This window comes from Mesorhizobium sp. A623, from assembly GCF_054489405.1.
In genome coordinates this window covers 158,657-184,683 of sequence record NZ_JBTMXB010000010.1, presented here as the reverse complement: position 1 = coordinate 184,683, position 26,027 = coordinate 158,657, and the positions used below count along the sequence as shown (strand labels likewise).

Genomic DNA, 26,027 nt, shown 5'->3' with positions numbered 1-26,027 from the left:
GGAAGGACCCGGCCGCCATGGTGGCCGGGTCCATGAGGTCAGATGGAGGGGAAGCCCACCTTGCGCTCCGGCGGCTCTAGGCCGAAGAAATCCATGAAGGCCTTATCGTAAAGTTCGTTGTTGTGGCCGAACATCGCGATGTCGAAAGCGGTGTTGACGAATTGCAGCCAGTCGAGGTCGCCTTGCCGGACGCCGCCGCCGTAAAGCTGGCTGTTCCACTGCTTGCCGGCGTCGAAATAGCGGTCCGGATTCTTCGAGACCAGCCAGCGCACGTTGGAGAGATCGACCGCGGAAGCGTCGGCACGGTTCGACTCGAGAGCCTGGAACACGTTGGCTTGCGTATCGATCTGCATCACCTGCGCCTCCGGCAGCACCTTGTGCACGGTCTTTTCGGAATCGACGTTCTGCAAGATCGCGATGCGCGCGGCGCTGCCTTTCGCCTTCAACTCGTCATAGGTCTTGGTTGCGGAGTCCGGCTTCGTCATCAGCGCGACGCCCTCGACATAGTAGGGACGCGTGAAATTGACGATCTGCGAACGGGCGCCCGAAATCGTCATGAACTGCAAGGTGATGTCGACCTTGCCGGTGACGATGTTGGGAATGCGTTGCTGCGCGTCCTGCTTGACGAACTCGACCTTTGTCGGGTCGTCGAACAGTGCCTGTGCTATGATGCGTCCCATGGTGATGTCCATGCCGACCAACTCACCGGCGTCGTTCTCGAAATGCCATGGGGCATTCGTGCTGCCGGTGCCGACGATGAGGTGCCCCCTGTCGAGCACGGTTCGCAACAGGCTGTCGCTCGCGGCCTGTGCCGCCGCCTCTTTCGGACTCATCGCAACCGAGGCAGCGGCTGCGCCAAGCGCCATTCCGCCGAGTCCTAGTTTCAGAAAATCGCGACGCTCACTTCCTGCTGTCATTGATGCCTCCGCATTTTAGATGCCAAACATTATTTCCAGAATTGGGCTTGTCAGTCTTATATATTGGACTGTATTCTTATATCTAAGACGGTAACGCAGTCTGGATGCGGTGGCAACCGAATTTGGCAAAAAGGACGAGCGGGCATGGCTGATGTCGGGGAGGCTACGAGGACCCGTGTTGCACGAGGACCGCGCGAGCGCGGTGTCGACCGGGTTCTGAAACTGCTTGATTTCTTGCAGACGAATGGTGGCCCGGTTCGTCTGGCAGAACTGCCGCAGGCATTGGATGCTCCGAAATCGACGATCTATGGTCTTGTCAGCATCCTGTCGGAAGCAGGGCTCCTCGAGGTAAAAGGCAAGGAGAGCACGGTCTATTTCGGCAAGCTCATTTATCTCTATGGAGACAGCTATCTTCGAGCCAACAACATCCTGGCTCGCGGAAAGGAGATGGTCGACATCCTGGCAAGAGAGATGGGTGAAACGAGCGAACTATGCACCCGGCTGCGCGGAAAGCAGGTGATCGTGCATGCCTGCCCCGGTTCGCGGCCGCTGCGGATCAGTTCGGAAATCGGCTCGCAGATTCCGATAACCTGGACAGCCTCCGGTCGTCTGCTTTTGTCCAATATGTCGAGGCTGGAGATAGATGAGATCCTGGAGCAGGAAGATCGCGCGATGCCGAATGGCGAGCCAGTCGACATCCCGGCGTTTGCCGCCGAATGCCATGCATCGAGAGGTCGCCCTCTGGCAATGACGGTAGGCATGATAAACAGCTTTACGCAATGTCTGGCGGCCCCGATCACCAGTCACCATGGATTGGTGGAGGCGACGATATGCTTCGTCATACCAATCGATATTTCGGGTGAAAAAAAATCCGCCCTGGAATCGAGATTGATAGAGGCGTCGAAAGCGATTTCCCTGACGAATTCAGCGATATCGGCGGCCCGAGTGCCAGTCGTCATGGTTTAAACGACCCAAACAGAGCCGATATGGTCCGACGTTTCGGTTCACTGCGAGATTTGTGCCTTCATAGGCGGGAAATTCGGTGGCCGGATACCTATATGAAGTCAGCGGCGTGATTTCGCCGTGATTCACTTTTTACCGTGCCATTCATCTCTGAAGGATTCCGCATGCAGCTTCGCGGTCGCGAACCCACACTCTTTGAACTCTTGAACGACCCAATTGTCCACCTCGTCATGAAAGCTGACGGCGTGGCGAAATCTGACATCCTTTCTCTCTACGACGCCAATTCCGATGATTTGCGGGAAGAAGAGGATATCCCTGCGTTTATGTGCAGCCGTCTGCTCGAGGCGTGTTGCCTGGGCCGTATTTAACGAGCGTAACGGGGATGCCGCTGATGCCCGTACGCCAGGTATCAGCGTACGCAAAGCAGGATGACGGACTGGTCGCCATCTATTGCTTTGCCGATGGATAAACCGTCTTCCAGTCGGATTTCATGTCGACCACGGTCCAGCCACGACCGGGCGCCTCATCCAATGCCTTGTCGAGTTTGCCGACATGCGACTCGCGATCATAGGCAAATTCCCGCTCGGCATCGGTGTGGTGGACGACCAGCGCGAAGCGGGGACCGTCATTGAGCGTCGTCCACTGCAGCATCTGCAGATCGCCGTCCGAATTCCCCGCCGCGAAGATGGGCCGCCGGCCGATGAAGCGGTTGATGCCGACGGGCTTGCCGGGGCCATCGTCTACGAACTCTATCTTCGCGTCTTTCTTCAGGACTGGCTTGTCGCCGTCCAGTACGTAGGACACGACCCCGGACGTGCCCACCACCTGCTCGGGTGGAATTCCGTAGGCTTGCTCCACCCAGGGCCGCATGAATTCGACGCCGCCCCCCGAGACTATGAAGGTCTTGAAGTCGTTGGCGCGCAGGTAGGCCAACAGTTCCACCATAGGCTGGTAGATCAGTTCATTGTAGGGACGGTCGAACTTCGGATGACGGGCGGTCGCGATCCAGTCCCTAACTGTGCCAGCAAACTCGTCGGTGGTCATGCCGGCATGGGTGACCGCCATGATTTGGCCGAGGCCCTTTTTTCCCGACGCGCTAACGCCTTTGATGTCGCCGGCGAGTATCGACGCGAACGGTTCGGCATCCTTCCATTCGGGATGCTCGGAAGCCATGACCTTTACACGGTCGATGGCGAAGGCGAACTGGAAATAAACAGGCTGTTCGGACCACAGCGTGCCATCATTGTCGAAGACGGCGATGCGCTCGGCCGGCGCAACATAATTTGAACCGCCTTCGGTCGTCACCTTGGTGACGAACTCGGTGATAGCCGATTTCGCCGACCCGTCATTCCACGATGGTAATGGGTCGACCTGCGCGAACGCTCGGGACCCCAGGCAGAACGAACTGACAAAGACAAATGCCAGGATAGCGAAACGGCGGTTCAACATCGGGCTCTCCTCAAATCTCTGCCGTATGGAGGCGCCTCCAGGAGAGCCAATTCCCACAGGCATATCTAACGAAACGGCTCCGCTCGTCGGAGCGAGCGGAGCCAATGGAGCGCTGCTACTTGGCGACGCGATGCTCGAGTGCTTCGTTGATCATATTGTCGAGCCCGTTTCGAACCCTCCCAAGGTCGAGATTCTGCTTGAATGCTTCCCTTCGCTTGATGGTGTCCAGCGTGCTTTCCATGATGTTCGCGGGGTTGAAGCTCGGCGGGAAGGACCGAGGCGGAAAGTCCTTGAACGTGGCTATAAACTCAAAGACGTCGTTCGTTGATCCGTAGACGCCGCCGAGATGATCGATCTGCCAGTCCCAGAAAGTGTTGGACGTAATGTCGGCGCGCTCGAAGGGGTCCTGGAACAGGTTGAAGATCTTCTGCAGGCGAAGCGTCGTGAACGGCTCCGCCCACAATTCCAGTGTGCCGGGCGAGCGCTGCTCCGAGTACACGTATTTGTAGTCGCCCTTCCGGAAGCCGACCAGTTGGCCATCGTCGTCGGCGTAGAAGAAGTTGTCGCGGGCGCTCTTTACCCCGTTGTTGCCGCCCGCAGCGCCGCTCACTGTGCGCAGGAATTCGGACTGGTCGTACCCATCGAGGTGCACCTTGTAGTCGAGGCCGTTGGCCGTGTAGCCAGCCTTCAGCTTCTCGATGATGTCCGGTTCGCCGGCGAACGAACAGAGTGTCGGGAGCCAGTCGTTATGGCTCATCATCTCATTGGTGACCGTGTTGGGTTTTATGACGCCCGGCCAGCGGACGAAACAGGGTGCGCGGAAGGCACCCTCCCAGTTGGTGTTCTTCTCCGAGCGGAACCAGGTCATGGCCCCATCCGGCCAGGTGTTCATGTGCGGGCCGTTGTCGCTCGTATAGACAACGATCGTGTTGTCCGCGATGCCCATGTCTTCGAGCGCCTTCAGCACGACGCCGATGGTATCGTCGTGCTCCATCATGCCGTCGACATATTCGCTGTCACCATGCTGGTATCGGCCGCGATGGCTGTCGCGGACATGCGTGCGCAGATGCATACGGGTCGAGTTGAACCAGCAGAAAAAAGGCTTTCCTGCGGTTTGCTGGCGCTGCATGAAATCGATGGCCGCGGTCGAGGTCTCGTCGTCGATCGTCTCCATGCGCTTCTTGGTGAGCGCGCCGGTGTCTTCGATCGTCTGCTTGCCGACCCTGCCGAAACGCGGATCCTCGGTGGGGTCGTCCACGTCGGTCGCCTTGCATTTGAGAACGCCGCGCGGGCCGTACCTGGCGCGATATTCGGGATCCTTCGGATAGTCCGGCAGTTCCGGCTCTTCCTCTGCGTTGAGATGGTAGAGATTGCCAAAGAATTCGTCGAAACCGTTCACGGTGGGCAGCGATGGGTTACGGTCGCCGACATGGTTCTTGCCGAACTGGCCGGTGGCGTAGCCGAGGTTCTTCAGCAATCCGCCGACGGTGGGATCCAGTTGGCTCATGCCCATCGGCGCGCCGGGGAAGCCCACCTTGGTCAGTCCGGTGCGTATGCCGTGCTGGCCGGTGAGAAACGCCGCGCGGCCAGCCGTGCATGACTGCTCCGAATAGTAGTGAAGGAACATGACGCCGTCGCGGGCGATGCTGTCGATGTTCGGCGTCTGGTAACCCATCAGGCCGTGCGAATAGGCGCTGATGTTAGAGATGCCGATGTCGTCGCCGAAGATGACCAGAATGTTCGGCTTGTCGCCTGCCGGCGCGGACTGCTCCTGTGCCTGCGCGGTGCGCACGCTGGTTGTCTGGGCCAGCGCGGCGGCGGCGGCAAGTGTCGTCCCGCCAAGCAGGATGCTGCGACGGCTGACACTGCCCGTGGCAGAGCCCTGCCGCGCGTCCGGAGCCGAACCCCGTTCATCTCTGGATTTATCGCTCATAGCTGTTCACCTTTCTCTTTCTGATGATGAATCGGATTTCGCCCTGACGATGCAGCGGAAGCCGACATGGCTCATCGACGTGTCGACGGGCTGCGCGTGGCGCGCGGCCGGGCGGTAGCGGCGGCAGTAGTTCGGAGCGCAGAGATGCGAGCCGCCCTTGACGACTTTTCTAGGAATCAGGATCGTCGGCTGGCGCTCGTCGAAGCTCGCGGCTTTAGGTCCGCCGCGTGGATTCTGCGGGATGCAGCAGCTCTTTTCTTCCTTGTCCGGATGTCGGCTCGACCACCAGTCCGTCGTCCACTCCCAGACATTGCCGATCATGTCGCGGAGGTCGTACCCGTTCGCCGGAAAAGTGCCGACCGGCGATGTCCGCTCAAAACCGTCGTCGAGGAGGTTCTGGTGTGGGAACTCGCCCTGCCAGGTATTGGCCATCTGCTTGCCGCTCGGCGCAAATTCATTGCCCCATGCGAATTCGGCATCCTCGACGCCGCCCCATGCCGCATATTCCCACTCGGCTTCGGTCGGCAGTTCCTTGCCCACCCACCGCGCATAGGCCAGCGCGTCCTCGTAGGCGATATGAACCACCGGGTGGTTCTCCTTCTTGAAGAGACCGCTCTTCGGGCCGAGTGGGCTTTTCCAATTCGCTCCCTCGACGAAGTCCCACCACTCCGTCGGATTGCGAAGATCGACAGGACCCGCCGTCTTCTGGAACACCAAGGATCCGGCAAAGAGCATGTGCGGGAGCGCGCCTGGGTAGTCCTTTGGATCCGGCACCCGCTCGGCAACCGTAACGTGGCCGGTCTCCTTGACGAATTCCTTGAACTGGCGGTTCGTGACGGGTGTCCTGTCAATGAAGAACCCGTCGACCGTCACCTGGTGGGCGGGAGCCTCCTCCCGGTAATGGGCATCCGAGCCCACCTGGAAGGTTCCGCCGGGCACGAAAACCATGCCGGGCGGGCAGGCAGCCGCGCCTTGCACGGCGCGGGCGGCCGTGTCCGGTCCGCCTTCCTTGATGGCATGCGCGACAAAATCGAGGGTCGTGGATTTTGCCGCACCTTCGTTCCCAAGGGAGAGATTGTCCGCTTTCATTGGTCCGTCCCGTAATCGCAACATATGTCTCGGTCCGAGTTTTGCCGGCGGCCGCTGCCGTCGGCATCAACGTGCGGTCAGCACTTATGCGGGTGCGCTGGAACGACATGCTCGTTCACTCATTGGCGTTGTCCGTCCGCGTCAGACAGACTCGTCCGGTCGCCGACACCCTCGGAAGAACGCATGTCCTATTGAAGTACGTTACCGTAACAGGCCCACCTAGCGGGGATGTCGCCGAACATCAGGTTCGGGAACCCTGCTCAGCTCGTATGGCGCGAGGCCCTTCAGCGTCTTGAGGCGGCGGCCGAAGCTGTAGGCATCGATGAGGTCCTTGCGCCCGTTGTTACTGTAACGTGCTCATGCATTCCAACAAACTGAGTCACAGTTTTGTTGATGGGATACCGCGTTGTCCCAAGCAGACCTTGTTCCAAGCAACGGGGATGACAAAGGACTGACAGGCGCTCTGGCGAAACTCGGGCATGGGTTGCCTGCGTTATGCAGAGGCTGTTTTCGCTGGGGAGGCACGACAATGCCGACGGAAGTCGACTATAGCCACCAAGGACTCGTCAAGCTGATGCTGAAGATGCCGGCCTTGCGTGGCCGATTGCAAATCCTCAGCAGAAGGGACCCTGATGTCCTGGGCCTTTGCGCTGCCTTCGGAGAGGCCAGCATCACGCTGGAACGGCTCCTCAAGGAAAACAGCCCTTCGAACCGGGAGAAAATCGAAGATTACCGGAACATATGCGACGAGATCGAGAACGACATCATTTCTCTTTGCGCGACCGAATGAGTGGCAACGGTCGCCTGGATCAGGAGGATGCGATCCGCACCTTCGGCGATGACGGCACATCGCCATGTCTACAAGGCGAGCGACACGAAACGCGCTGCCTGAAGACCACAGCCGTGCGAAACGGCGAAGGAAGAGGCGACTTGTTACAGTTACGTACTTCGCTTGATCGCGCGATGCGGCAAGGTGTGGCTTCGGCTTCGTTGGCTGAGGCAACGTGAGGGGACTGTCCGTGAAAACCAGCTTATTCAAATTGGCAGGCGCATCTGCCGTCGCGATCTGTGCGTTGGCATCGACGAAAGCCTTGGCCACCGAGTCGGCTTTCGGGCGTTACACTCCCGGTGTCTTTGCCGCACCAGGCGTCGGGTACGTACCTCCTGTGCCGGGCGTGTATTGGCAGAGTTCCACATTCTATTATCATGGTTCCGCATCGAAGGACGTTCGGATCCCCATCGGCGGGTCTACTCAGCTCGGCTTGAAGAGCGATTATTTCAGCCAGACTTTCACTGGCATATGGGTGCCGGAGTTAAAGCTCGACCATAATTTGACGCTGGCTTTCAGCATGTCGCTGCCCCTGCAGTACATGCGTGCCTCAGTCGACGTGGGAAGATTCGGCACATCCGATACTGACGGCGGGTTGGGTGATATCATATTCGGTCCCATGCTCGGATGGCATTCGGATGCGGGAACGACTTTTGCATCCGCCAGCCTGCGTGTTTTCGCGCCAACCGGCAATTACGATCAAGACGCGATCGCCAACATAGGCACCAACTACTGGACCTTTTCGCCGAACCTGTCCTTCACCACCGTCAATCCGACGACTGGCCTCGAATTCGATGTGACAGGCGGTATCGACTTCAACACCCGGAACCCGGCCACTGGCTACACGAGCGGTGCGTTGGCGCATGTCGACGCGGCTGTCATCCAGAATTTCAACAAGCAATTCGGTGCGGGGATATTTGGCTCGATCCTTTATCAACTCGCGGACGACAAAGGCGCTCTGGCAGACCGTCTTGATGGCTTCAAGGGGAGATCCTTCGCCATCGGCCCGATGGTGAAATATACGGGCGGATCGGAGACAAACCCCATCAATGCTTCCCTCAGCTGGGCACCGGAGTTCGGCGTCAAGAACAGGATGAGGGGAAACGCTTTCTATCTAAACGTGTCCGGCAAGTTCTAAAAAGGCCGCCGCCAGGCGGATCATTCGAGTGAGCCGCCCCGTGGCGAAACCAGCAACTCTTCCGCGGCCTTCCCGGCTTTTTTGTCGGCGCCTTGGGCACGACCGCTGACCTGTCCGATCAAATTGCCGGTCTGGCCTGAGAGGTTGCGCCGCGTGGCCGGATCAACGACGGAAAGCGGAGCGCTGACCGCAAGGCCCACTCCGGTTCCCACAGCCTTGGCGGTGCCGGCCGCCAGCATCGTGACGCTGTCTCCGAGCCCGATGCTGGATTCCGTGAGTGCCTGTCCCGCCACCAGCCGCGTCCCGATCGCCTGGACGATCTCGGGACTTTCGGCAAACTTGGCGTGGTGGGAGTTGCCTTCGGTCTCGAGCTTCGTCAGGTCGATCATGGTTATGCCGGCCTTTTGCGCAGCGCTGCGGTAGGGTTCGGCGTTGGGATCGATCTGACCCAGCCGATTGACGTTGCCTGCCACGATCCGCGAAACCGCAAGCGCGCGGTCGTCCTGGGAGACGAAGACCGTGAAATTGGGATGATGGTCGCCCAGATCCCGAAACTGCCTGGCGAATACGTCGACGTCGATGTCGGGCGAGGCCAGGATCACATTGTGGATCTTTGGCGCGACGCGGCCTTCCCTGATCGCCATCTGGCGAAGCGACTCCATCGCCAGCCATGTGCCCATCGAATGGGCCATGACGGTCACTTCGTGGACGCGCGGATCGCGTGCGAGAAGATGCAGCAGCGTCTCGAGCCCGTCACGGGAGTAGATCGTACTTTCGCGGTCGTAGTTGTAATCGAAGACACTGCCGCCGGAAGGCCAGGTGAACAGGATCGGTGCGACCGCAGCCTTGGAATCGTGGAAGATCTGGGCGAAGCGATAGACGGCGTCCTCGTACTGGTTGTTGAACCCATGGACGAAGACCAGCACGTCCCGGCTTTCCGGCAGGTTTTGCGCCAGCCATTCAGACCCGGCCTTCTGCGTCGGGGGCAGATGGTTGACGGCCATTGTGGCGAAGTCCGTTTCGGGGTTCGGTGGAAGCCGCTTCGGCCACTGTACCTCGCCGACCTTCCTGGCCGATTCCGGCGGGATGGAAATCTTGATCGCGTCGATCGAAAAGCCACTGTCACGTTGGCCGCTGTAAAGCGTGCCCGGATCGCCGGACGGACGACGCGTCGTGACGACCAGAAGCTCCGCGACTGACGCGTTGGGGACGGTCGCGGCAACGGGAGCCAGCACTCCCACCGGGTGGCCGCAGCCCGACAGCACGGTCACCAAACAGGACAAGGCGACGAGGCTGGTCCCACAACCCAGTTTGGCGCGATGACCGGGCCGTCGGGCGCAGCTCATTCAAATAACTCCGCTCGGGCCGAACCGGTTCAAGGGGTAGGGCGGTGAGCCGGCCGCCATGACCGTACCGGCAAGGAGGCTTGACGCCAGGATTGCAATAGCCAGGCTCGATCGTGGCATGACGTCCTTATTCCCCCAAAAGCCGCACGCTTCGTTATCCCATCTTGCTCCAAAGAAGAGCGCATAACGGGCAGCCGACGATAGCGGAGGGTGCTATGATGAAACGCCGCACCTGAAGTACGTTACTGTAACAAGTCTCGTGCCCGGCAGACGCTTCAGTCGGGCTTCACAGTCACTGCCATGGACCTTGCCGGGCAGCGAGGCGCGGCTTGGCGTCTTGATCGCTAATGGATGGGCAATCCGGCTTTGGAAATACCGTCCTGCAGCAGCGAAACAAAGGCGGGATCGAAGTGGCGTCCCGTCATGTAGCTGCGAAACGAAGCCTCCGACCCCAGGCCCGCCCTTTGCAGCGAGGCCGCTGCCGCCTGTGCGGCCGGTTGCGCTTCAAGCTGCCCAAGTGTCGCGAGATGCAGGATGCCGACTACGCAGCAAGATGCCGGATTGCTCTGTACAAGATGGGCGAGCGCCTCCTCATAGGCGCCGCGCCGATAGGCATCCATGGCCAATACGGCATGAATTTCGGGACCCGCCGTTTCCGCGAGATCGCGCGCTTTCTCGACAAGTGGCATCGCGTCGTCCCAACGCCCGGTAAGCGCCAGCACACCGGCAAAGGCGGCCGCTGCGTCGTGGTCGTACGGATTCAACGCCATTGCGCGGCGGCCAGCCCTGATCGCGGCGTCGGTATGGCCGAGACGGAATAGCGCTTCCATTTGCGCCAGGGCGCCACCGGCCGAGCTGGGTGCGAGAACGGTCGCCGTGTTGGCCAGGTTGAGGGCACGCCTGGCCAGATCACCGGAAGGCTGCACGGGATCGAGCATCGGCAGCACCCGGGAAAGGGCGGCATGGGCGGCGGCGTTGCCCGGCTGAATCTTGATGGTTTGCTCGAGGCAGGCTTTCGCCGTTCGCAGCGTTGCCGGATCGGGTGAATGCAGCGCCCGATAGGCACGCAGGACGCACCCGTTGCCCAAGGTCGGCGCGGCATAATCCCTGCGCAACTCGGAATTGCTGATCGTTCCCCGCAGGCCGGCAATGCGATTCGCCAGCCGCGCCACCATCCGGTCCCGGTCTTCCGCCTGCTGCGGTATCGGTTCGACACGCGATAGGAGGACCCCGCCGCCGTGGCGGTCGCCGACCTGCCACCAGAGCGACTGCTGCGGCGACTGCGAGCGATAGTCCACAGCGATCTGGTAGGCGGCCTCGAACGCCCGGGTTGAAGGTGCCATTGGCGCATTGTCAAGCTGGACCTGAGCATCGGTCCCGTCCACAATCGTGACGGTCTGGAACCGGGACATAGCAACAAGCAAGGCCTCTTTGAGATCTCGCGCGGCTTCGGCGGTTTCGTCGCCGCTTGCCGTGACAGTCAGGATGGTTCGGGGTCTTTCCGATAGTGCGCCCCCCCGTGGCGTCAGAAATTGCCACAAGGCAACCCCGGCCAGTGCAACCCCGCCTGCGATCAGTGCAGCCGCAAGTCCTCGAAACAGTTTTGCCGCATGCGCGGAGTGCCCTTGCCCGGATACGGCATCCGAAATGCCGGCAACAGTGACCACCTTGTCGGCGGCCGGGGTCACAGGCACCGGCGAAGGGTGCCGCCTGCTGATCGTGGGCACATACCCGCCCTTGGGCAGATCAATGCGAAGCAAGCTCTGCTGCCCGTGAACTTCGTAATAATGAGAGAGTGAGGAGCGGAGCCGCATCGCTTCTATCCGCACGATGGGGTCGATTATCGGATCGAAATCCGTTGGTCGGCCGAAAACGTCCACGGCGACCGAATAGGCTTTGATCTTGTCGGTAGCGCCCTCGAGCACCTTTTCCGTGACGTAGCGCAAAAAGCGTTTGTTCCGTTCGGATGAGCGAAACCTGGGATCGGTCAGCACCCGCTCCAGTTCCGCCAACGTCTCCTCTGCGGAAACCGGCGAATCCCTCGGCTTACCGTCGAAGAACGACTGCACCCCTTCGGCGGCTATCCGCTCGCGTGGCGGTCCCCTTCCCATTTTGACCAGGCGCAAATGAAGCCGGCCAGGCGTTTCCTGCTCCCAAAACATTTGCTAATTAAGCTTTCTCTTCAATACCTTACCCTGCTCTGCGATTTGGTCATTCGGCTGGTCCATGCTAGGCGTTGCCGTACAGTCGCGTCCACAAGGTGGCACGGCGGACGGTGTGCCGACATATCCTGTTCGACCAGAGGGTCGATTAAGTCGATGAAGTGGCGGTTGGAGCGGCTGCCGCGCCAGGGGGGGGTACAATGAGCGTCGTTGCCGATCCCGAACAGCAAGGGTCGCATCCGGTCACTGTCCGCAACACACGTGCCCAGATTTCAACGCGCGAACCTGTGGCCCTCCCCAATATGAGCCTGGAACGAACATTGGGTTCGTTCTGGCGGGCGCAAACCGCCGGCTGGCTTTTCGGTGCGGTGTTCGGCTTCGTCAGCCGAATCATCGCCTTCGAAGATCTGCCGCTTGCCCTGATGCTGACGGCTGTTCTCGAACCCATCGGGTTTTCGTTGACCGCCATGGCCCACTCGGTCTTCCGGGACCGCATCAGGCGCGGTGTAACCCTGATGGTCGTCGCGGTTGCGCTGGTGTTGTCGGTTCTTGCCGGACTGGGCCAGATGCTGGTTGCCGATGCTATCAAGACGGCGATGCTGCCGCAGAACGATCCCAACCTGGTTTCCAGCAAGCTTGTCGTCCCTGCCGTCTATTATGCGCTGGTGTTCATGGGATGGTCGCTTGCCTATCTATGGATCAACGCCGAAGGAGATGCGCGCACTGCGCGGTTCCAACGTGGCAAGGCGCGAGAAGCTGCCCTCAACGCCGAATTGAACCGGCTGCGTTCGCAACTGGATTCGCATTTCCTGTTCAACGCCCTGAATATCGTGGCGATGGAGATTCCGGAATCACCCGATATAGCGCTTGAAATGACAAAGCGCGTGGCAGCCTATTTGCGCTACTCTCTCGCTCATCATGACCAGCGATTGTGCTCCCTGGCCGAGGAATTGGAAGCGATGCACAATTATTTACGCATCCAGGAACTGAGGTTCGAAAGCCGGCTGGATTATAAGTTTGATGTAGACCCGAATATCGAGGAAGCTTGGGTTCCCCATCTTGTCTTGCAGCCGCTTGTCGAGAACGCGGTCAAACATGGCCTCGCCACCGCCAACGGGCATCTTGCCATCACGGTTTCAGCCGAACGACGCGGTACGCAACTTGCGGTGGAAATCCGCAACTCCGGTCAGTTGAAGTGGCACAGTCGGGACCGGCCGGCAGTCGGTCTTGCCAATACCCGCCGCCGATTGGAACTGCATTATCCCGACCGCCACAGGCTGACCATCAACCGGGCAGGGGAAGAGGTGGTTGTAAGACTGACGCTATGGGGGAACGCATGTTACGCCTGATGCTGGTCGATGATGAACCGCGCGCACGCCGTGGCCTGAAGCGGATCATAAACATGAACGCGGACACCGAGATCGTCGGCGAAGCGGATTCGATCGCCGCCGCGTGCCAACTGGCCAACGCACTCAAGCCGGACGCCATCTTTCTGGATGTCGAGCTTGGCGACGGGCGCGGCTTCGACCTTTTGGACCAGATAGAACCGGGGCCGGCCATCGTCTTCGTCACGGGGCACAGTGGCTACGCGCCGCAGGCATTCGATGTCGCCGCGCTCGACTACCTCCTGAAGCCGGTCGATGAAGACCGGCTATCGGTCACCCTGGAGCGAATACGGCGGTTTCAAGAGCAGGCAGGCCGGGATCGTTCAGTCCATCCGGATCAACCGCAACGCGTCCACATCAGGCTGCCCGGCCGTTCGGCTATCGTGCCCGTCGACAAGATCGCGCTGCTGATGGCCGAGGGTGATTTCACCCGCATCCTGATGGCCAACGGCCACAATCATTTCGTATGCCGCCTGCTCCGCGGCTTCGAGGCCGAACTTGCCGAGCCGCCATTCGTGCGGGTCAGCCGCTCGCTCCTTTTCAACCTCGATCATGTGGAGAATGTTGCCGCCCATGATGGCGGCCGCTCGGTCGTGTCGTTCGGCAGCAAGCTGGAGCCGGTCGTGCTGGGGCGCACGCCCACCCGGCGTCTGCTGCGCCACCTTCCCTCCCATTGACCGAAACGCGCTTCAAAAGGAAGGCTATGCCGTAGGCGCGCCGCCTGCCGCCGTCCATCGCCTGGGCCTGCCCCGCTCGCTTATGAAGTAGACGATACTGTAGGTGACAATCGTCGCGTCGGCGAGAAAGGCCGGAAGGTAGCCCATTATCCACGGCTCACCGAGATTGGTGAGAAAAAGATAGACGACAAGGCTCTTTTCGACAGCGCTGAACAGCATCGTCTCGAAGCGCAGCCATGGACGGAACGCGGCGACAACCATCATGGCGCCGATGCAAAATACCATGAGACCCCAATGCCGCAGGACCGGTACGCTGGAGGGTGTGTAATCGACGAAGCCGCCGAGGAGTGACGTGATCGCACCGATGTCGAACGCAAGCGGCAGCGTCGCGCATGTGACCAGCCCGAACAGGATCAGAAACCACTTGATGGTCCGGTCGATGAAAGCGTTGATGGCATGCATGGCTTCTTCCCGATCCCGATGATAGGCACCGATGGCACAATCCCACTCTGAACTGCCGATTGGAGTACGTTACTGTAACAACGACCCTCGACGGCAATGCTGCTCTCTCTACAATTGAAGCGGGTGTTGTCACGTTATCTGAAAATGATTGCACCGATCCCGGTGGCGCCCAATTCAAGCAAGTACTTATTCCGCCATCGCCTGCAGGCGGTGAATGTGGATGGCGAGAGCAGAGCGTTTTGAACGGGGCGGGACGAACAGATTGCGAAAAGCCGAGGTGAGTTCGCTTGGGTTCTTGTATCGGTCGCACCATCGCGATCAGGACGCGCAACAGATTGGGCCGCCTCATTCTACTGATCCCATAATGGGAGGGCCAAAGAGTCGATCCCGAAGAGAAGCTAGGGCCCGCGAAAGACGTTAATCACCAGCCGAGCGGAAAGCCCGAAAGCGCTTGACCTCAACACGCCGAATAGAGAAGACCCCCGCGAAAGGGCTGTCCTGTTGGATACCGAACTCGACGGATTGCCGCCTGAACTGCGCTGGCGCGAATGGATGACGCGCGTCGAGGCCGTCATCTTCGCCTCGCCCGAACCCGTCACGTGCGACCTGCTCAAGCGCGTCATTCATGGCTTCCACTGCAGCGCTGTCATCAAAGCTTTGGTCGATACCAATACCTTTAGTAAACGCCTTCATAGGCGGCGAGGATTTCCTCCTGCGTTTTTCCTTCAAGGAAGGCGATTTCACCCTTCTTGTGCTTGACGTAGGTTTCGGAGAACCCCTGCGGAAGCCAGCTTTTCACAACATCGTTCGCTTCGAACCGTTCCAGCGCGCTTCCAAGCGTCTGTGGTAGGCGGACATAATCGCGCGCAGATAGAGCCTCGGCATCGAGCAGCGATAGGTCGTCTTGCGTCGCGTCCGGCGGCTCCAACCCCTCCTCGATGCCCTGCACCCCGGCATGAACGAGTGCAGCCAGTTGCAGATAGGGGCTTGCGGTTGCGTCCGCCGCGCGGAATTCGAAATTGAACTGCGACGCCTTGGCAATATCGCTGAGATCGGACACCGGGCAGATGCGCACGGATGCCTCGCGGTCGCGGTAGCCAAGATTGTTGAACGCCGCACTCCAGCGGTTCGGCGTCAGCCGCAGATAAGACACCACGCTTGGCGCGGTGATCGCCACGATCGAGTCGAGATATTTCAGGATACCGGCAACGAACTGCCCGGCCGGTTTCGACAGTTCGTGCCTGCCGGCGGGGTCGTAGGTAGCTGGCGTCCCGTCGGCCGACAGAAAGCTCATATGGATATGCACGCCATTGCCGACGCCTGCCGGATCGCGGATCGGCGTGAAGGTGACCGTATGGTCGAGGCGGTCGGCGACGGAAAGCACCATTTCGCGGGTGATAAGCGAATGGTCGGCGATGGTGACGCCGCGCTGCGGACCCATCGTGACCTCGTACTGGCCCGTGCCGAATTCTTTCATGAAGGTATCGGGCGCGACGCCCGCCTGGCGCATCGCTGCGATCAACGCCTCGGCAAAAATGCGCTCGGAACGAAATCCGGCCAGCGAAAACGCATCGCCCGGCGGGCTCGGGCGGTTCTTGAACTGGAACTCATGCTCGAACGCCCCGAACAGGGTCAGCCCGGTGACCCGCTCAAGCCTCTGCAACGCAGCGCTCAGGATAGAGCGCGTGCAATATTCCCAGGGCCTGCCGTCGGTGTGCAGGATGTTGCCGATGGCGAAGTGTTCGACCGGCCCGTCATCCCCGAACTCGACGCGAACGCGTGCCGCCGGGTCGGGGATCAGCGTCAGGTCGCCAAGCGAGCCGAACGGGCTCTCGGCGATGGAGTCGAAACAAGTGATCTGAACATTGGTCGGCGTCCAGCCGATGCCGCGTGAAAGTCGCTTGTCGAACTGCGATGCGGGAAATGCCTTGCCCCGGACTTTGCCAGCAAGGTCGCTGGTGCAGGCGACCACCATTTCTTCACGCTTCATCGAGCTTCGAACTCCCTTTTTCCGGCCCGGCACCGGGCGAATTCAGCCGCACGGCGTCCCAGGCTTCAATACGTTCGCGCGTGGCGGTCCAGTCTGCTTCAGAGACCTTCACGATGAGGGCCTCCATAAGGGCGAGCACGCAGACCGCCGTATCCCAAGCCGTGCCGGAGACGATGGGCAAGGCGACGACGATGTCGCTGTCACGGGCGACCGGCGACATCCATTTGTCGGTGATCAGGATGATCGAGGATTTCCGCTTCTGGTGGATGGTTTCGGCCAGCATGGCGATGTCGGGTTGATAGCGACGGAAATCGAACAGCACGACCACGTCCTGCTTGCGCATGCGCAGCACATATTCCGGCCAGAGTTCGTGCGCGCTGGGCAGATGCTCGACCCGGCCGCGGATCTGGCGCAAATGCACCGAAAGATAGGTCGCCAGGCTGTCGCTGATGCGCCCGCCAAGGATGAAGATGTTGCGCGTCGGGTCCGCCAACAGCCTGCAGACCGCGTCGAACTGCCCTGATGGGCCGTTCTGGGCCATCTCCTGCAAAATCTGGCCGAGCCGGCCGGCATATTCGGCCAGAAACCCCTCCGGCGCCGTCTGGCCTGCGTCGCTCTTCAGATCGAGCGGGGAAAGCTGGCTTTCCTTCAACTCGCCGATCAATTGGCGCTGGAAATCATGATAGCCGCCAAAGCCGGCCTTGGCGACGAAGCGGGTGATCGATGGCGCGCTGACGCCGGTTCGGCCGGCCAGTTCCTGTATCGTATGCAAGCCGGCGAACGGATAATCCGCAAGGATCGCATTGGCGATCTTCCGCTCGCTGGCGGTGAACAGGGCCATCATCTCAATTATCGTGGCGCGGACGGTCATCGGCGATGTCAATCGAGGGTTTGCGCTTCGGATACGCTGGAGCCCGCATTACTCCCACAATGAAAATTATTGGTCAAACTGAAACATGTAATTGACTTTGGTTGAAATATTTCATCCATTCGAGGCTGTGGACAAAGCGGGCGCAAGCCGTGAAGCTGAGGCGATGTTGCAGACACTACAGCAAGACAGCCCTTTGTTGAGCGGCGCCGAAATGGCGCCGGTCGAGGCCGTCAACCTGTCGGGTGCATCGCCCTTCGTGCTGACCTGCGAACATGCCGGACGCGCCATACCCCGATGCCTGGGCGACCTCGGCATCAATGCCGCGGAAATGGATCGCCACATCGCCTATGACATCGGCGCCGAAAATCTCGCGCGCGCCATGTCGGCGCTTCTCAATGCACCCCTGTTTTTGCAGCCCTACAGCCGGCTTGTTGTCGATTGCAATCGGCCTTTCGAAGCTGAGGATTGTTTTCCCGAGATCAGCGACGGGACGCCCATCCCGGCCAATCGCCAGCTCTCCGAGACTGCGCGCAAGCAGCGCTTTTTCGAAATCCACCAGCCCTTCCATCGCGCGGTCGGAAACTTTCTGGACGAGCGCAGGGATGCGGGAAAGCCGATGGTCGTGATTTCCGTGCACAGCTTCACGCCGCGCATGGCGGGCATCGATCGGCCATGGCTGATCGGGCTACTGTCGAACAGGGACCGCAGCTTCGCCGAGAAATTCATGACGGCCTTCGTGGCCGCCAATCCCGACATATCTATTGCTCACAACCGGCCCTATAGCGTTGACGACCAGTCGGATTATGTGGTTCCGGTTCACGGGGAAGCGCGTGGGATTCCACACCTCCTCCTCGAAATACGCAACGATCAGATCGCCCGGCCAAAGGGGCAGGAAAACTGGGCGCGGCTTGTGTCGGATGCGCTGCTGACCGTGACGCCGAATGAGAAAGGCCGCCACAGTGGCAATTGATTTCCCGACCTCACGCGAGATTCCGCTGGACCCGAAGACGTCTGCGTTGCTGTTCATCGACGTCCAGAATTTCGCCGCCAGGCGCGACGGCGGCGAATTCAAGGATGTTTCCGAGGCGGAGATGGAAGGCAAATACGCCTACTATTTCAACCGTCTCGAGCAAACCGCCATTCCCAACATGCAGAAGCTTCAGGCAGCTTTTCGCGGTGCCGGCATCGAAGTGCTCTACACCACCATAGAGAGCCTGACCAAGGATGGCCGCGACCGCAGCCTCGACTACAAGATCACCGGCTTCAACGTGCCGAAGGGCTCGCATGACGGCAAGGTCATCGACGAGCTTGCACCGGGCGACGACGAGATCGTGCTGCCGAAAAGCTCGTCCAGCGTTTTCATATCGACCCATCTCGACTATCTCTTGAGGAATCTGGGCGTCAAGCAATTGGTGATTTCGGGCATCGTGACCGACCAGTGCGTCGAATCCGCGGTGCGCGACGCCTGCGACCTCGGCTATCTGGTGACCTTGGTTCCCGATGCCTGCGCCACCTACAGCGACGAACGCCACGACAACTCGTTGAGAACCATCAAGGGCTATTGCCGACAGGTCGATACCGCCGTCTTGATAGAAGAGATATCCTGAACGCCAAATCCGGGAGAGGATTGGCTTCAAAGGGGGAATAAAAGCGTCGCTGCCAGCTTTAAGGACGGACACTCCGTCGAGGTTTGGAACGGCAGCATCCATTGTTCTACGATAACGAACGAGAAGGGGAGTGAGTATCATGAGAACAACGAAAGCCATCCTTGGCGCGGCGGCAGGCTTGCTGCTGCTCGCGTCGGCCGCTCATGCGGCAGACGACAAGATCATCATCGGCGGCGCCATGTCGCTGACCGGCGTGCAGGCACCGCTCGACACGCCGGCACTGAAGGGCGCTGAAGTCGCGGTCAAATACCTCAACGACAATGGCGGCATCCTCGGCAAGCAGGTCGAGCTGATCAACATCGACGGCAAGTCGGACCCGGTCACGGTCGGCAACGTCGCCGTCGAGCTGATCGACAAGGGCGCGCAGCTCATCATGGCGCCGTGCGACTTCGACTTTGGCGGGCCCGCCAGCCGCGAAGCACAGTCGGCCGGCATCGTCGGCATCTCCACCTGCGCCTCCGATCCGCTCTACTCTTCGTGGTCGCTCGGCGACAAGCAGTTCACGCTTTCCATGTGGAACACGACGATGGGCGCGGTAGCCGCCGATTTCGCGCTCAAGGAAAAGGGCTGGAAGACGGCCTATGTCGTCACAGACCAGTTCATCGCCTACACCAAGTCGCTGTCAAAATATTTCGTCGCGCAGTTCAAGGCGGATGGCGGCGAGATCCTGCTTGAGGATACCTACACCAACGGCGACAACAACTTCTCGGCCCAGATCGCGCGCTTGCAGGCGCTCGGCAAGAAGCCGGACGTGATCTTCCTGTCGTCCTACGGCCAGGACATCGGTGCGATCATCCGCGCCTTGCGTGAAGTCGGCTACGACGCGCCGGTGATGGGCGGCGACGCCTATGACGACCCGGCAATGCATGAGGCGCTTGGCGAAAAATTCGGCAACAACGTCTTCTTCGTCACGCACACCTGGATGGGCCCGGAAGCGCATCCCGACATGCCGAAATTCATCGAACTCTACACCAAGCTGCATGGCGAGGCGCCTGATACGTCCTTCGTCTCGACCGGCTGGGATACGATCATGATGATGGCGCAGGCGATCACGGCCGCCGGCAGCACCGACGGCGATGCGGTCGCCAAGGCGCTGGAAGACGGCGAGTTCAAGCTCCTGACCGGCGATCTGAACTACGGCACGGCCGAAGAAGGCCACGCGCCCGACAAGGCCGCCGTGCTGATCGAACTCAAGGGCGGCAAGCCCAGCTTCGTCGGCTGGCGTCGTCCGGAGAGCGTTCCGGCTCCCTGACCTTCAGATGCCGGGGCCTCGCGCCCCGGCATCCTTCAATGGATCGGTCCATGTCCCAAAAATCGCTTAACGCGGCCGGCGTCTCGGTCGAGTTCTCCGGACTGCGCGCGCTCGACAATGTGTCGCTGTCGCTGTACCCGGCTGAAATCGTCGGGCTCATCGGGCCCAACGGTTCCGGCAAGACGACCCTGATCAACGCCATTACCGGCCAGGTGCCGCTCGCCGGCGGGCGGGTGACGCTGGGCGACGAACAGATTTCGGGCCTGCCGCCGCGCCGCATCGCGCTCAAGGGCATCAACCGCTCGTTCCAGATCGTGCGCCTGTTCAACAACATGACGATCGTCGAGAACGTGGAATGCGCCGCACTGGCGCACGGCATCGGCCTGCGCGAGGCGCGCCGCAGGGCCGAAACGCTGCTGGCGGAATTCTCGCTGGAACACAAGGCCGACGATCTCGCGGCAAGCCTCAGCTATGGCGACAAGCGCCGCGTCGAAATCGCCAGGGCGCTCGCCGCCGATCCGGCCTTCCTGCTGCTCGATGAACCGGCGGCCGGCATGAACGAGGCGGAGTCCGAGACGCTGCTGCATATCCTTTCGGAACTGCCCCGCGCCCGTGGCCTCGGGCTGCTCATCATCGATCACGACATGAGCCTGATGATGCGGCTGTGCAACCGGCTTCATGTGTTGGCTTCCGGTCGCACCATCGCCGAAGGCAAGGCCGACGAGGTGCGCAAGAACCCGGCGGTGATCGAAGCCTATCTCGGCTCGGAGGCCGCCCATGCTTGAGGTCAACGATCTCGAAGTCCGCTATGGCGCGATCCGCGCCGTGCGCGGCGTGTCGTTCAAGGCAGCCGAGGGTGAGCTTGTTGCAATCCTCGGCGCCAATGGTGCCGGCAAATCATCGACATTGATGTGCGTTGCCGGTGCGCTGAAGGTTTTTGGAGGCTCCATCCGGCTGGAAGGCCAGGATATGACGTCCGCCAATCCCGAAAAGATGGTGCGCGCCGGCGTTGCCACGGTGCCCGAGACGCGCGACGTGTTTCCCGATCTCACGGTCGAGGAAAACCTGACGCTCGGCAGCTATGTCCGCCGCAAGGACACGGCCGGCGTCGCCGAAGACCGGACACGCATGCTGGACCTTTTTCCAAGGCTGGCCGAGCGGGCTTCGCAGCCGGCGGGAACGCTTTCCGGGGGCGAGCAGCAGATGCTGGTCATCGCCCGCGCGATGATGTCCCGGCCGAAGGTGCTGTTGCTCGACGAGCCTTCGCTGGGCCTCGCGCCGGTGGTTGTCGAGCAGATTTTCGAAATGATACGGACGCTCAAGCAATCGGGCCTGACCATCGTTCTGGTCGAGCAGAATGCGTCCAAGGCGCTGTCGGTCGCCGACCGGGCCTATGTGATGCGTCTCGGCAAGATCGCCGCAAGCGGTAGCGCGAAAGAGATCGCTGCGACCACCGATCTCGGCGCACTGTATCTAGGGGAATGAGAGCGTGACCTTCACCGTCCAGTTCCTCATCGACGTGCTCAGCCTCGGAGGCGCCTATGCGCTGATGGCGCTAGGGTTGGTCATCGTCTACGGCATCCTCAAGCTGGTGAACTTCGCCTATGGCGAACTCATCATGGTCACCGGCTATGCCATGTTCCTGATGGGTGGCTCCGGCCTGCCCTGGCTGGTGATGGCCGCTGTTGCCGTGTTGATGGCGGTGCTGGCCGGCATCGCTACCGACTATGTCGCGTTCCGCCCGGTGCGCGCCAAGTCGGTCACCGCCGTGCTGATCACGTCCTTCGCCTTCTCCACGCTGCTTCAGAATGCAGCGCTGCTGTTCATCTCGCCGCGCCCGCGCGCGGTGCCGCTTCCGGACATATTCTCGCAGACGGTGACCATCTTCGGCGCCATCACGCCGATCCGAAACCTGATCACCATCGTTACGGCGTTTGTCATGCTGGGCCTGTTCGCCCTGCTGATGCGGAAAACCGTGCTCGGCATCGCCATGCGCGCCGCCGCCACCAACTTCACCATGGCCCGCATGCTCGGTGTGCCGGCGAACCTGATTATCTCATCGGCCTTCGCGATCAGCGGCTTTCTGGCCGGCGTCGTCGGCCTGCTGTGGATCGGGCGCATAGGCACTGTCGTTCCCGGCATCGGGCTGGAGCCGCTGCTGGTCGCCTTCATCGCCACCGTGATTGGCGGCATGCGCTCGATGACGGGCGCGGTGATCGGCGGCTTCCTGCTTGCCCTGATTGACACGACGCTGAACTACACCCTGGCGCAGGAACTGCTGAAATTCCGCGACGCTTTCACCTTCAGCCTCGTCATTTTGATCCTGTTGTGGCGGCCGGACGGCCTCATAAAAGGTCCGGCAACGGGCCAGAGAACGTGAGGGCCCGATGAAAAAGCATCTTCTCACCGCAGTCATCCTGGCGGGAATGATCGTCCTGCTGGCGCTGCTGGCGCAATTCCTGGGCATCCGGCTCTACGACCGCATCGCCACCAATCTGTGCATCTCGCTGGTACTGGTGATCGGGCTGCAGGTGTTCATGGGCAATTCCGGCATCCTGTCCTTCGCGCATATCGGCTTCATGGGCGTCGGCGCCTATACGTCGGCCGTGCTGACCATCCCGGCGCAGATGAAGGGCATGGCGCTGCCCGATATCTACCCCGTCCTGCAGGGCGTCGAACTTTCTCCCTATGTAGCGATCGCGGCCGGCGGACTGATGGCGGCGCTTGTTGCCGCCGTGCTGTCCTATCCGCTGATGCGCCTTTCCGATGCGGCGGCGGTCATCACCTCGTTTGCGCTGCTGGTCGTGCTCTACACGGTCATGACGCATTGGAGTCAGGTGACCAACGGGCCGCGCACGCTGTTTGGCCTGCCGCGCGCCACCGACCTGCCGCTGTCGGCGGGGGTCGCCATCCTCGCGGTCATCGGCGCGCTGGCATTCAAGGAATCGCGCACCGGGCGGTTGTTGCGGGCAAGCCGTGACGACGAGACGGCGGCCGCTGCTCTCGGTGCGCATATTCCCCGGCTGCGCTGGCGCGCCTTCATTCTGGCCGCCCTGTTTGCCGGCATCGGCGGCGCGCTGTGGGGGCACTTCATCACCTCCTTCTCGCCAAAATCCTTCTACCTGAAGGAGACTTTCCTCATCCTCAGCATGCTGGTGATCGGCGGCGCCAACACGGTGACGGGGGCTGTCGTCGGCACCTTCATCGTCACCATCGCCTATGAAAGCCTGCGTGGGTTCGAGATTGTGCTCAACGACGCCAAGTTCATGCCTGGCCCGGTCATCGGCCTCACCGAGATCGTATTGGCGCTGGCCATGATCGCAGTGCTTTCGCTCCGCCCAGGCGGCCTGTTCCCAACGCGCGAAATCGGCGCCTTGCTGACGCGCAAGAAGACCAAGGCGGAGAATCCATCATGAACTGGAAGACTGCCAACAGGTCCTTCTACTACGCCAATGCCGAAGAGCCCGACGATCTGGACCTCGATCCGAGCGCTACGGCCCTGCTGGTGATCGACATCCAGAACACCTATCTCGAGCCCAAGGACACGCCCGAGGAAACCGCGCGCTGGCAGCCCTTCTACGACCGCATGCGCCAGACGGTCATTCCCAATACCGCCAAGCTGATCGCCGACTGCCGCAAGCGTGGCGTCGAGGTGATCTATGCGCGCATCGGCTGTCACAAGGATGACGGCCGCGACCGTTCGCTCAGCCAGAAGAAGCCGGGCTTCAACTATCTGCTGCTGCCGAAAGATCGAGCCGATGGCCAGATCGTCCCGGAACTTGCGCCGCTGGGCGACGAGATCAACATCATCAAGACCACCGACAGCGCGCTGACCGGCACCAATCTGCGGCTGATCCTGCGAAATATGGGCATAAAAGACGTCATCTGCGCCGGCATCTTCACCGACCAGTGTGTTTCCTCGACCATTCGCAGCCTTGCCGACGAAAGCTTTGGCGTGGTCCTGGTGGAGGATTGCGCGGCGGCAGCGACGATGGAACTGCACCAGCATGAAATCGAGGTCATCAACATGATCTACTGCCACGTCGTGCAACTGGATGAAGTCGACGGCTTGTTCGCCTGAAGCTCACGGAGGTCGAAAATGAGCGTTGCGGGTCTTTACGAGCGCGACGCCGCTTCGATCTCCAAAATGTCTTTCCTGCGCTTCTTTCCCCAGGCCGTAGTTGGCGGCGAGGGTGCCTACCTGTTCACCGACGACGGCCGCAAGCTGCTTGATTTTTCAGCATCCTGGGGAGCGGCCAGCCTCGGCCACTCCCATCCGGCAGTCCGGGAGGCCGTCGGCAAGGCGCTAGAAAGCCAGGCCGGCGCCAGCCATCTGTCGAGCGCCAATCTTCCCGCCGTCGAGCTTGCCGAAAAATTGCTGTCGCTTGTACCTGGGCGTGCGGCCGGGCGTGTCTGGTTCGGGCATTCCGGGTCAGATGCCAACGAGACGGTGGCGCGTGCCGTGGTCGCTGCGACCGGCAGATCGCGCATCATCTCTTTCGACGGCGCCTACCACGGGGGAACCGCCGGTTCCATGGCAATTTCCGGCCATCCGGCACAACAGGGAGATGTCAGGTCTAAGGGGCTGACATTGATCCCTTTCCCTAACGCCTATCGCGACGGTGGCGGGGACGAAGCCGAAGAAAGAGCGATCGCGCACCTCGAAAATCTGTTCGCCGGTCCGGTCCCGCCTCGCGAAGTCGCTGCCCTGTTCATCGAACCGATTCAATCGGATGGCGGAATGGTGGTGCCTCCTGCGAACTATTTCCGAAAGGTTGAAGCCTTGTGCCGGAAGCACGGCATCCTGCTGGTGGCGGATGAAGTGAAAGTCGGATTGGGGCGCACCGGCCGTCTGCACAGCTACCAGCATTTCGGCATCGAGCCCGACATTGTCGTGTTCGGCAAAGGGCTGGGCGGCGGATTGCCTGTATCAGCGGCGGTCGGCCCGGCGGCGATCATGAACCATGCCGCCGCGTTCTCCTTCCAGACGGTGCATGGAAACCCGGTTTGTTGCGCGGCCGCCCTTGCCGTCCTGGATACGATTGAGCGCGAAAGCCTCGCCGCCAACGCGGCCGCGGTCGGCTCTCACATGATGCAAGGCCTTGAGCGGCTCAAGCAGAAACACAGCCTGATCGGCGATGTGCGCGGGCGCGGGCTCGCCATCGGCGTCGAACTGGTCACCGATCGCATGAGCATGGCGCCGGCAAAGCGCGAGACAGCATTAGCAGCCTACCGCATGTTCGAACTTGGCCTTGTCGTCTACTACGTCGGCGTGAGTTCCAACGTGCTTGAGTTCACACCGGCCCTGACGCTGACGAAAAAAGAGGCATCGGCCGGGCTCGATCTGCTCGACCAATCGCTTTCCGACGTCGAGGCAGGCCGTGTCGACCCGGCACTATTGGAAGCATATCAAGGTTGGTGACGTGCGCCGACAGGCGGCAACGCTATGTCTGGGCTTCAGCTTGGCAGAGGTTGTGTTGCAAACTTTTTGATAACGGCAGCAAGGCCGATCACTTGACGGGTTTCAGGCGGCGATCGCCTCGAACTGTTCTTTCAGCGATGGGGCGGGATTGTAGGCTAATCGGCCTTGCCGCTTTCGCATCATCTGAACCATCTCGATGCCAGCCAGAGTAGCGGTTGCTGCCACGAACGCCTTGAAACCCAGCATCGGATGGACCCGCCGCTTGATGCGCCGATGATCCTGCTCGATCCGGTTATTGAGGTACTGGCTCCGGCGGATGCAAATCAGCTTCAGCGATTGCCGCGACCGAGCGGCGCACGGCTGGATGGTCACGCTATGATCGAAGGCAAGCGTTGCGGCGTCAAATATGCCGTCGTCACCATGTGCATTGGCGACGGTATGGGCGCGGCAGGACTGTTCGAGATCGTCTGAAATG

General features: G+C 60.8%; 24 protein-coding genes and 4 pseudogenes. 17 read left to right on the top strand and 11 right to left on the bottom strand.

The genetic code is table 11. The annotated features are described in order from the left end of the window. Positions 1–38: 38 nt before the first annotated feature. Positions 39–917 carry a transporter substrate-binding domain-containing protein gene (locus ACX3P1_RS13050; protein ID WP_459079998.1) on the bottom strand — a complete coding sequence of 293 codons (879 nt, stop codon included), beginning with the start codon at positions 915–917 and terminating at the stop codon, positions 39–41. A gap of 63 nt (positions 918–980) precedes the next feature. Between ACX3P1_RS13050 and ACX3P1_RS13045 the strand changes: the two genes are divergently transcribed. Beyond that, on the top strand, positions 981–1,883 hold the full coding sequence (locus tag ACX3P1_RS13045) for an IclR family transcriptional regulator (protein WP_459079997.1): 903 nt from the start codon (positions 981–983) through the stop codon (positions 1,881–1,883). 161 nt (positions 1,884–2,044) lie between these two features. After that, a complete protein-coding gene (locus tag ACX3P1_RS13040; protein WP_459079996.1) occupies positions 2,045–2,248 on the top strand; it encodes a hypothetical protein in 204 nt (67 codons plus the stop codon). A gap of 79 nt (positions 2,249–2,327) precedes the next feature. Here the strand turns inward: ACX3P1_RS13040 and ACX3P1_RS13035 are convergent, their stop codons facing one another. The 3 genes from ACX3P1_RS13035 to ACX3P1_RS13025 all read right to left on the bottom strand — a co-directional run bounded on the left by ACX3P1_RS13035 (position 2,328) and on the right by ACX3P1_RS13025 (position 6,210). Continuing rightward, positions 2,328–3,329: an HAD family hydrolase gene (locus ACX3P1_RS13035; protein WP_459079995.1), complete on the bottom strand. Its 1,002-nt coding sequence runs from the start codon at positions 3,327–3,329 to the stop codon at positions 2,328–2,330. A 115-nt stretch (positions 3,330–3,444) separates the two neighbouring features. Further along, positions 3,445–5,262 (bottom strand): arylsulfatase, encoded by a 1,818-nt coding sequence (locus ACX3P1_RS13030; protein ID WP_459079994.1) that lies wholly within the window; start codon positions 5,260–5,262, stop codon positions 3,445–3,447. 6 nt (positions 5,263–5,268) lie between these two features. Then, a complete protein-coding gene (locus tag ACX3P1_RS13025) occupies positions 5,269–6,210 on the bottom strand; it encodes a formylglycine-generating enzyme family protein (protein ID WP_459080021.1) in 942 nt (313 codons plus the stop codon). A 547-nt stretch (positions 6,211–6,757) separates the two neighbouring features. Between ACX3P1_RS13025 and ACX3P1_RS13020 the strand changes: the two genes are divergently transcribed. Further along, on the top strand, positions 6,758–7,141 hold the full coding sequence (locus ACX3P1_RS13020) for a hypothetical protein (RefSeq protein ID WP_459079993.1): 384 nt from the start codon (positions 6,758–6,760) through the stop codon (positions 7,139–7,141). Between the two features lie 229 nt (positions 7,142–7,370). Continuing rightward, the gene (locus tag ACX3P1_RS13015) at positions 7,371–8,318 is read left to right on the top strand and encodes a SphA family protein (RefSeq protein WP_459079992.1); all 948 of its coding nucleotides are present in this window, start codon (positions 7,371–7,373) and stop codon (positions 8,316–8,318) included. A 20-nt stretch (positions 8,319–8,338) separates the two neighbouring features. Here the strand turns inward: ACX3P1_RS13015 and ACX3P1_RS13010 are convergent, their stop codons facing one another. Then, complete coding sequence (locus tag ACX3P1_RS13010; protein WP_459079991.1) at positions 8,339–9,664, bottom strand: alpha/beta hydrolase; 1,326 nt, start codon at positions 9,662–9,664, stop codon at positions 8,339–8,341. A 344-nt stretch (positions 9,665–10,008) separates the two neighbouring features. Continuing rightward, positions 10,009–11,676 (bottom strand): tetratricopeptide repeat protein, encoded by a 1,668-nt coding sequence (locus ACX3P1_RS13005; RefSeq protein WP_459079990.1) that lies wholly within the window; start codon positions 11,674–11,676, stop codon positions 10,009–10,011. Between the two features lie 350 nt (positions 11,677–12,026). Here ACX3P1_RS13005 and ACX3P1_RS13000 point away from each other — a divergent pair, with 350 nt between their 5' ends. Both ACX3P1_RS13000 and ACX3P1_RS12995 read left to right on the top strand, forming a co-directional pair. Then, positions 12,027–13,175: a sensor histidine kinase gene (locus tag ACX3P1_RS13000; RefSeq protein ID WP_459079989.1), complete on the top strand. Its 1,149-nt coding sequence runs from the start codon at positions 12,027–12,029 to the stop codon at positions 13,173–13,175. Next, positions 13,163–13,888 carry a LytR/AlgR family response regulator transcription factor gene (locus ACX3P1_RS12995; RefSeq protein ID WP_459079988.1) on the top strand — a complete coding sequence of 242 codons (726 nt, stop codon included), beginning with the start codon at positions 13,163–13,165 and terminating at the stop codon, positions 13,886–13,888. Before ACX3P1_RS13000 ends, ACX3P1_RS12995 begins: the two co-directional genes overlap by 13 nt. Positions 13,889–13,912: 24 nt before the next feature. Here the strand turns inward: ACX3P1_RS12995 and ACX3P1_RS12990 are convergent, their stop codons facing one another. Both ACX3P1_RS12990 and ACX3P1_RS12985 read right to left on the bottom strand, forming a co-directional pair. After that, positions 13,913–14,350, bottom strand: coding sequence for a hypothetical protein (locus ACX3P1_RS12990; protein WP_459079987.1), 438 nt, complete (start codon positions 14,348–14,350; stop codon positions 13,913–13,915). Between the two features lie 186 nt (positions 14,351–14,536). Next, positions 14,537–14,626, bottom strand: a pseudogene (locus ACX3P1_RS12985) (IS6 family transposase); the annotation flags it as partial. Between the two features lie 222 nt (positions 14,627–14,848). On the opposite strand from ACX3P1_RS12985, the pseudogene ACX3P1_RS12980 reads away from it, so the two are divergent. After that, positions 14,849–14,992 (top strand): annotated as a pseudogene (locus tag ACX3P1_RS12980) (SMC-Scp complex subunit ScpB); the annotation flags it as partial. Positions 14,993–15,026: 34 nt separating this feature from the next. Here the strand turns inward: ACX3P1_RS12980 and ACX3P1_RS12975 are convergent. Both ACX3P1_RS12975 and ACX3P1_RS12970 read right to left on the bottom strand, forming a co-directional pair. After that, positions 15,027–16,340 (bottom strand): glutamine synthetase family protein, encoded by a 1,314-nt coding sequence (locus ACX3P1_RS12975; protein ID WP_459079986.1) that lies wholly within the window; start codon positions 16,338–16,340, stop codon positions 15,027–15,029. After that, the gene (locus ACX3P1_RS12970; protein WP_459079985.1) at positions 16,330–17,211 is read right to left on the bottom strand and encodes a MurR/RpiR family transcriptional regulator; all 882 of its coding nucleotides are present in this window, start codon (positions 17,209–17,211) and stop codon (positions 16,330–16,332) included. Before ACX3P1_RS12970 ends, ACX3P1_RS12975 begins: the two co-directional genes overlap by 11 nt. A gap of 196 nt (positions 17,212–17,407) precedes the next feature. Between ACX3P1_RS12970 and ACX3P1_RS12965 the strand changes: the two genes are divergently transcribed. The 9 genes from ACX3P1_RS12965 to ACX3P1_RS12925 all read left to right on the top strand — a co-directional run bounded on the left by ACX3P1_RS12965 (position 17,408) and on the right by ACX3P1_RS12925 (position 25,552). Then, a complete protein-coding gene (locus tag ACX3P1_RS12965; protein WP_459079984.1) occupies positions 17,408–18,181 on the top strand; it encodes an N-formylglutamate amidohydrolase in 774 nt (257 codons plus the stop codon). Continuing rightward, complete coding sequence (locus ACX3P1_RS12960; RefSeq protein WP_459079983.1) at positions 18,171–18,818, top strand: cysteine hydrolase family protein; 648 nt, start codon at positions 18,171–18,173, stop codon at positions 18,816–18,818. Before ACX3P1_RS12965 ends, ACX3P1_RS12960 begins: the two co-directional genes overlap by 11 nt. 139 nt (positions 18,819–18,957) lie before the next feature. Next, on the top strand, positions 18,958–20,130 hold the full coding sequence (locus ACX3P1_RS12955) for an ABC transporter substrate-binding protein (RefSeq protein ID WP_459079982.1): 1,173 nt from the start codon (positions 18,958–18,960) through the stop codon (positions 20,128–20,130). A gap of 50 nt (positions 20,131–20,180) precedes the next feature. Then, positions 20,181–20,915 (top strand): ABC transporter ATP-binding protein, encoded by a 735-nt coding sequence (locus ACX3P1_RS12950; protein ID WP_459079981.1) that lies wholly within the window; start codon positions 20,181–20,183, stop codon positions 20,913–20,915. After that, positions 20,908–21,615, top strand: coding sequence for an ABC transporter ATP-binding protein (locus tag ACX3P1_RS12945; protein ID WP_459079980.1), 708 nt, complete (start codon positions 20,908–20,910; stop codon positions 21,613–21,615). Before ACX3P1_RS12950 ends, ACX3P1_RS12945 begins: the two co-directional genes overlap by 8 nt. A 4-nt stretch (positions 21,616–21,619) precedes the next feature. After that, a complete protein-coding gene (locus ACX3P1_RS12940; RefSeq protein ID WP_459079979.1) occupies positions 21,620–22,510 on the top strand; it encodes a branched-chain amino acid ABC transporter permease in 891 nt (296 codons plus the stop codon). 7 nt (positions 22,511–22,517) lie between these two features. Next, positions 22,518–23,546 carry a branched-chain amino acid ABC transporter permease gene (locus ACX3P1_RS12935; protein WP_459079978.1) on the top strand — a complete coding sequence of 343 codons (1,029 nt, stop codon included), beginning with the start codon at positions 22,518–22,520 and terminating at the stop codon, positions 23,544–23,546. Then, on the top strand, positions 23,543–24,211 hold the full coding sequence (locus ACX3P1_RS12930; protein ID WP_459079977.1) for a cysteine hydrolase family protein: 669 nt from the start codon (positions 23,543–23,545) through the stop codon (positions 24,209–24,211). The genes ACX3P1_RS12935 and ACX3P1_RS12930 overlap by 4 nt, the downstream gene beginning before the upstream one ends. A gap of 18 nt (positions 24,212–24,229) precedes the next feature. Continuing rightward, the gene (locus tag ACX3P1_RS12925; protein WP_459079976.1) at positions 24,230–25,552 is read left to right on the top strand and encodes an aspartate aminotransferase family protein; all 1,323 of its coding nucleotides are present in this window, start codon (positions 24,230–24,232) and stop codon (positions 25,550–25,552) included. A 102-nt stretch (positions 25,553–25,654) separates the two neighbouring features. Here ACX3P1_RS12925 and ACX3P1_RS12920 read toward each other — a convergent pair. Beyond that, positions 25,655–25,882 (bottom strand): annotated as a pseudogene (locus ACX3P1_RS12920) (DDE-type integrase/transposase/recombinase); the annotation flags it as partial. Positions 25,883–25,900: 18 nt separating this feature from the next. Between ACX3P1_RS12920 and ACX3P1_RS12915 the strand changes: the two are divergent. Then, positions 25,901–26,023, top strand: a pseudogene (locus ACX3P1_RS12915) (acetyl-CoA C-acyltransferase); the annotation flags it as partial. Positions 26,024–26,027: the final 4 nt, after the last annotated feature.

Bases quoted from the DNA above. Each gene is read 5' to 3' on its own strand.
- ACX3P1_RS12990 (WP_459079987.1), bottom strand. From the start codon at position 14,350: ATGCATGCCATCAACGCTTTCATCGACCGGACCATCAAGTGGTTTCTG.
- ACX3P1_RS13040 (WP_459079996.1), top strand. From the start codon at position 2,045: ATGCAGCTTCGCGGTCGCGAACCCACACTCTTTGAACTCTTGAACGAC.
- ACX3P1_RS12970 (WP_459079985.1), bottom strand. From the start codon at position 17,211: ATGACCGTCCGCGCCACGATAATTGAGATGATGGCCCTGTTCACCGCC.
- ACX3P1_RS13010 (WP_459079991.1), bottom strand. From the start codon at position 9,664: ATGAGCTGCGCCCGACGGCCCGGTCATCGCGCCAAACTGGGTTGTGGG.
- ACX3P1_RS13035 (WP_459079995.1), bottom strand. From the start codon at position 3,329: ATGTTGAACCGCCGTTTCGCTATCCTGGCATTTGTCTTTGTCAGTTCG.
- ACX3P1_RS12925 (WP_459079976.1), top strand. From the start codon at position 24,230: ATGAGCGTTGCGGGTCTTTACGAGCGCGACGCCGCTTCGATCTCCAAA.
- ACX3P1_RS12955 (WP_459079982.1), top strand. From the start codon at position 18,958: ATGAGAACAACGAAAGCCATCCTTGGCGCGGCGGCAGGCTTGCTGCTG.
- ACX3P1_RS13000 (WP_459079989.1), top strand. From the start codon at position 12,027: ATGAGCGTCGTTGCCGATCCCGAACAGCAAGGGTCGCATCCGGTCACT.
- ACX3P1_RS12945 (WP_459079980.1), top strand. From the start codon at position 20,908: ATGCTTGAGGTCAACGATCTCGAAGTCCGCTATGGCGCGATCCGCGCC.
- ACX3P1_RS12975 (WP_459079986.1), bottom strand. From the start codon at position 16,340: ATGAAGCGTGAAGAAATGGTGGTCGCCTGCACCAGCGACCTTGCTGGC.
- ACX3P1_RS12995 (WP_459079988.1), top strand. From the start codon at position 13,163: ATGTTACGCCTGATGCTGGTCGATGATGAACCGCGCGCACGCCGTGGC.
- ACX3P1_RS12930 (WP_459079977.1), top strand. From the start codon at position 23,543: ATGAACTGGAAGACTGCCAACAGGTCCTTCTACTACGCCAATGCCGAA.
- ACX3P1_RS13030 (WP_459079994.1), bottom strand. From the start codon at position 5,262: ATGAGCGATAAATCCAGAGATGAACGGGGTTCGGCTCCGGACGCGCGG.
- ACX3P1_RS13025 (WP_459080021.1), bottom strand. From the start codon at position 6,210: ATGGTTTTCGTGCCCGGCGGAACCTTCCAGGTGGGCTCGGATGCCCAT.
- ACX3P1_RS12950 (WP_459079981.1), top strand. From the start codon at position 20,181: ATGTCCCAAAAATCGCTTAACGCGGCCGGCGTCTCGGTCGAGTTCTCC.
- ACX3P1_RS12935 (WP_459079978.1), top strand. From the start codon at position 22,518: ATGAAAAAGCATCTTCTCACCGCAGTCATCCTGGCGGGAATGATCGTC.
- ACX3P1_RS13050 (WP_459079998.1), bottom strand. From the start codon at position 917: ATGACAGCAGGAAGTGAGCGTCGCGATTTTCTGAAACTAGGACTCGGC.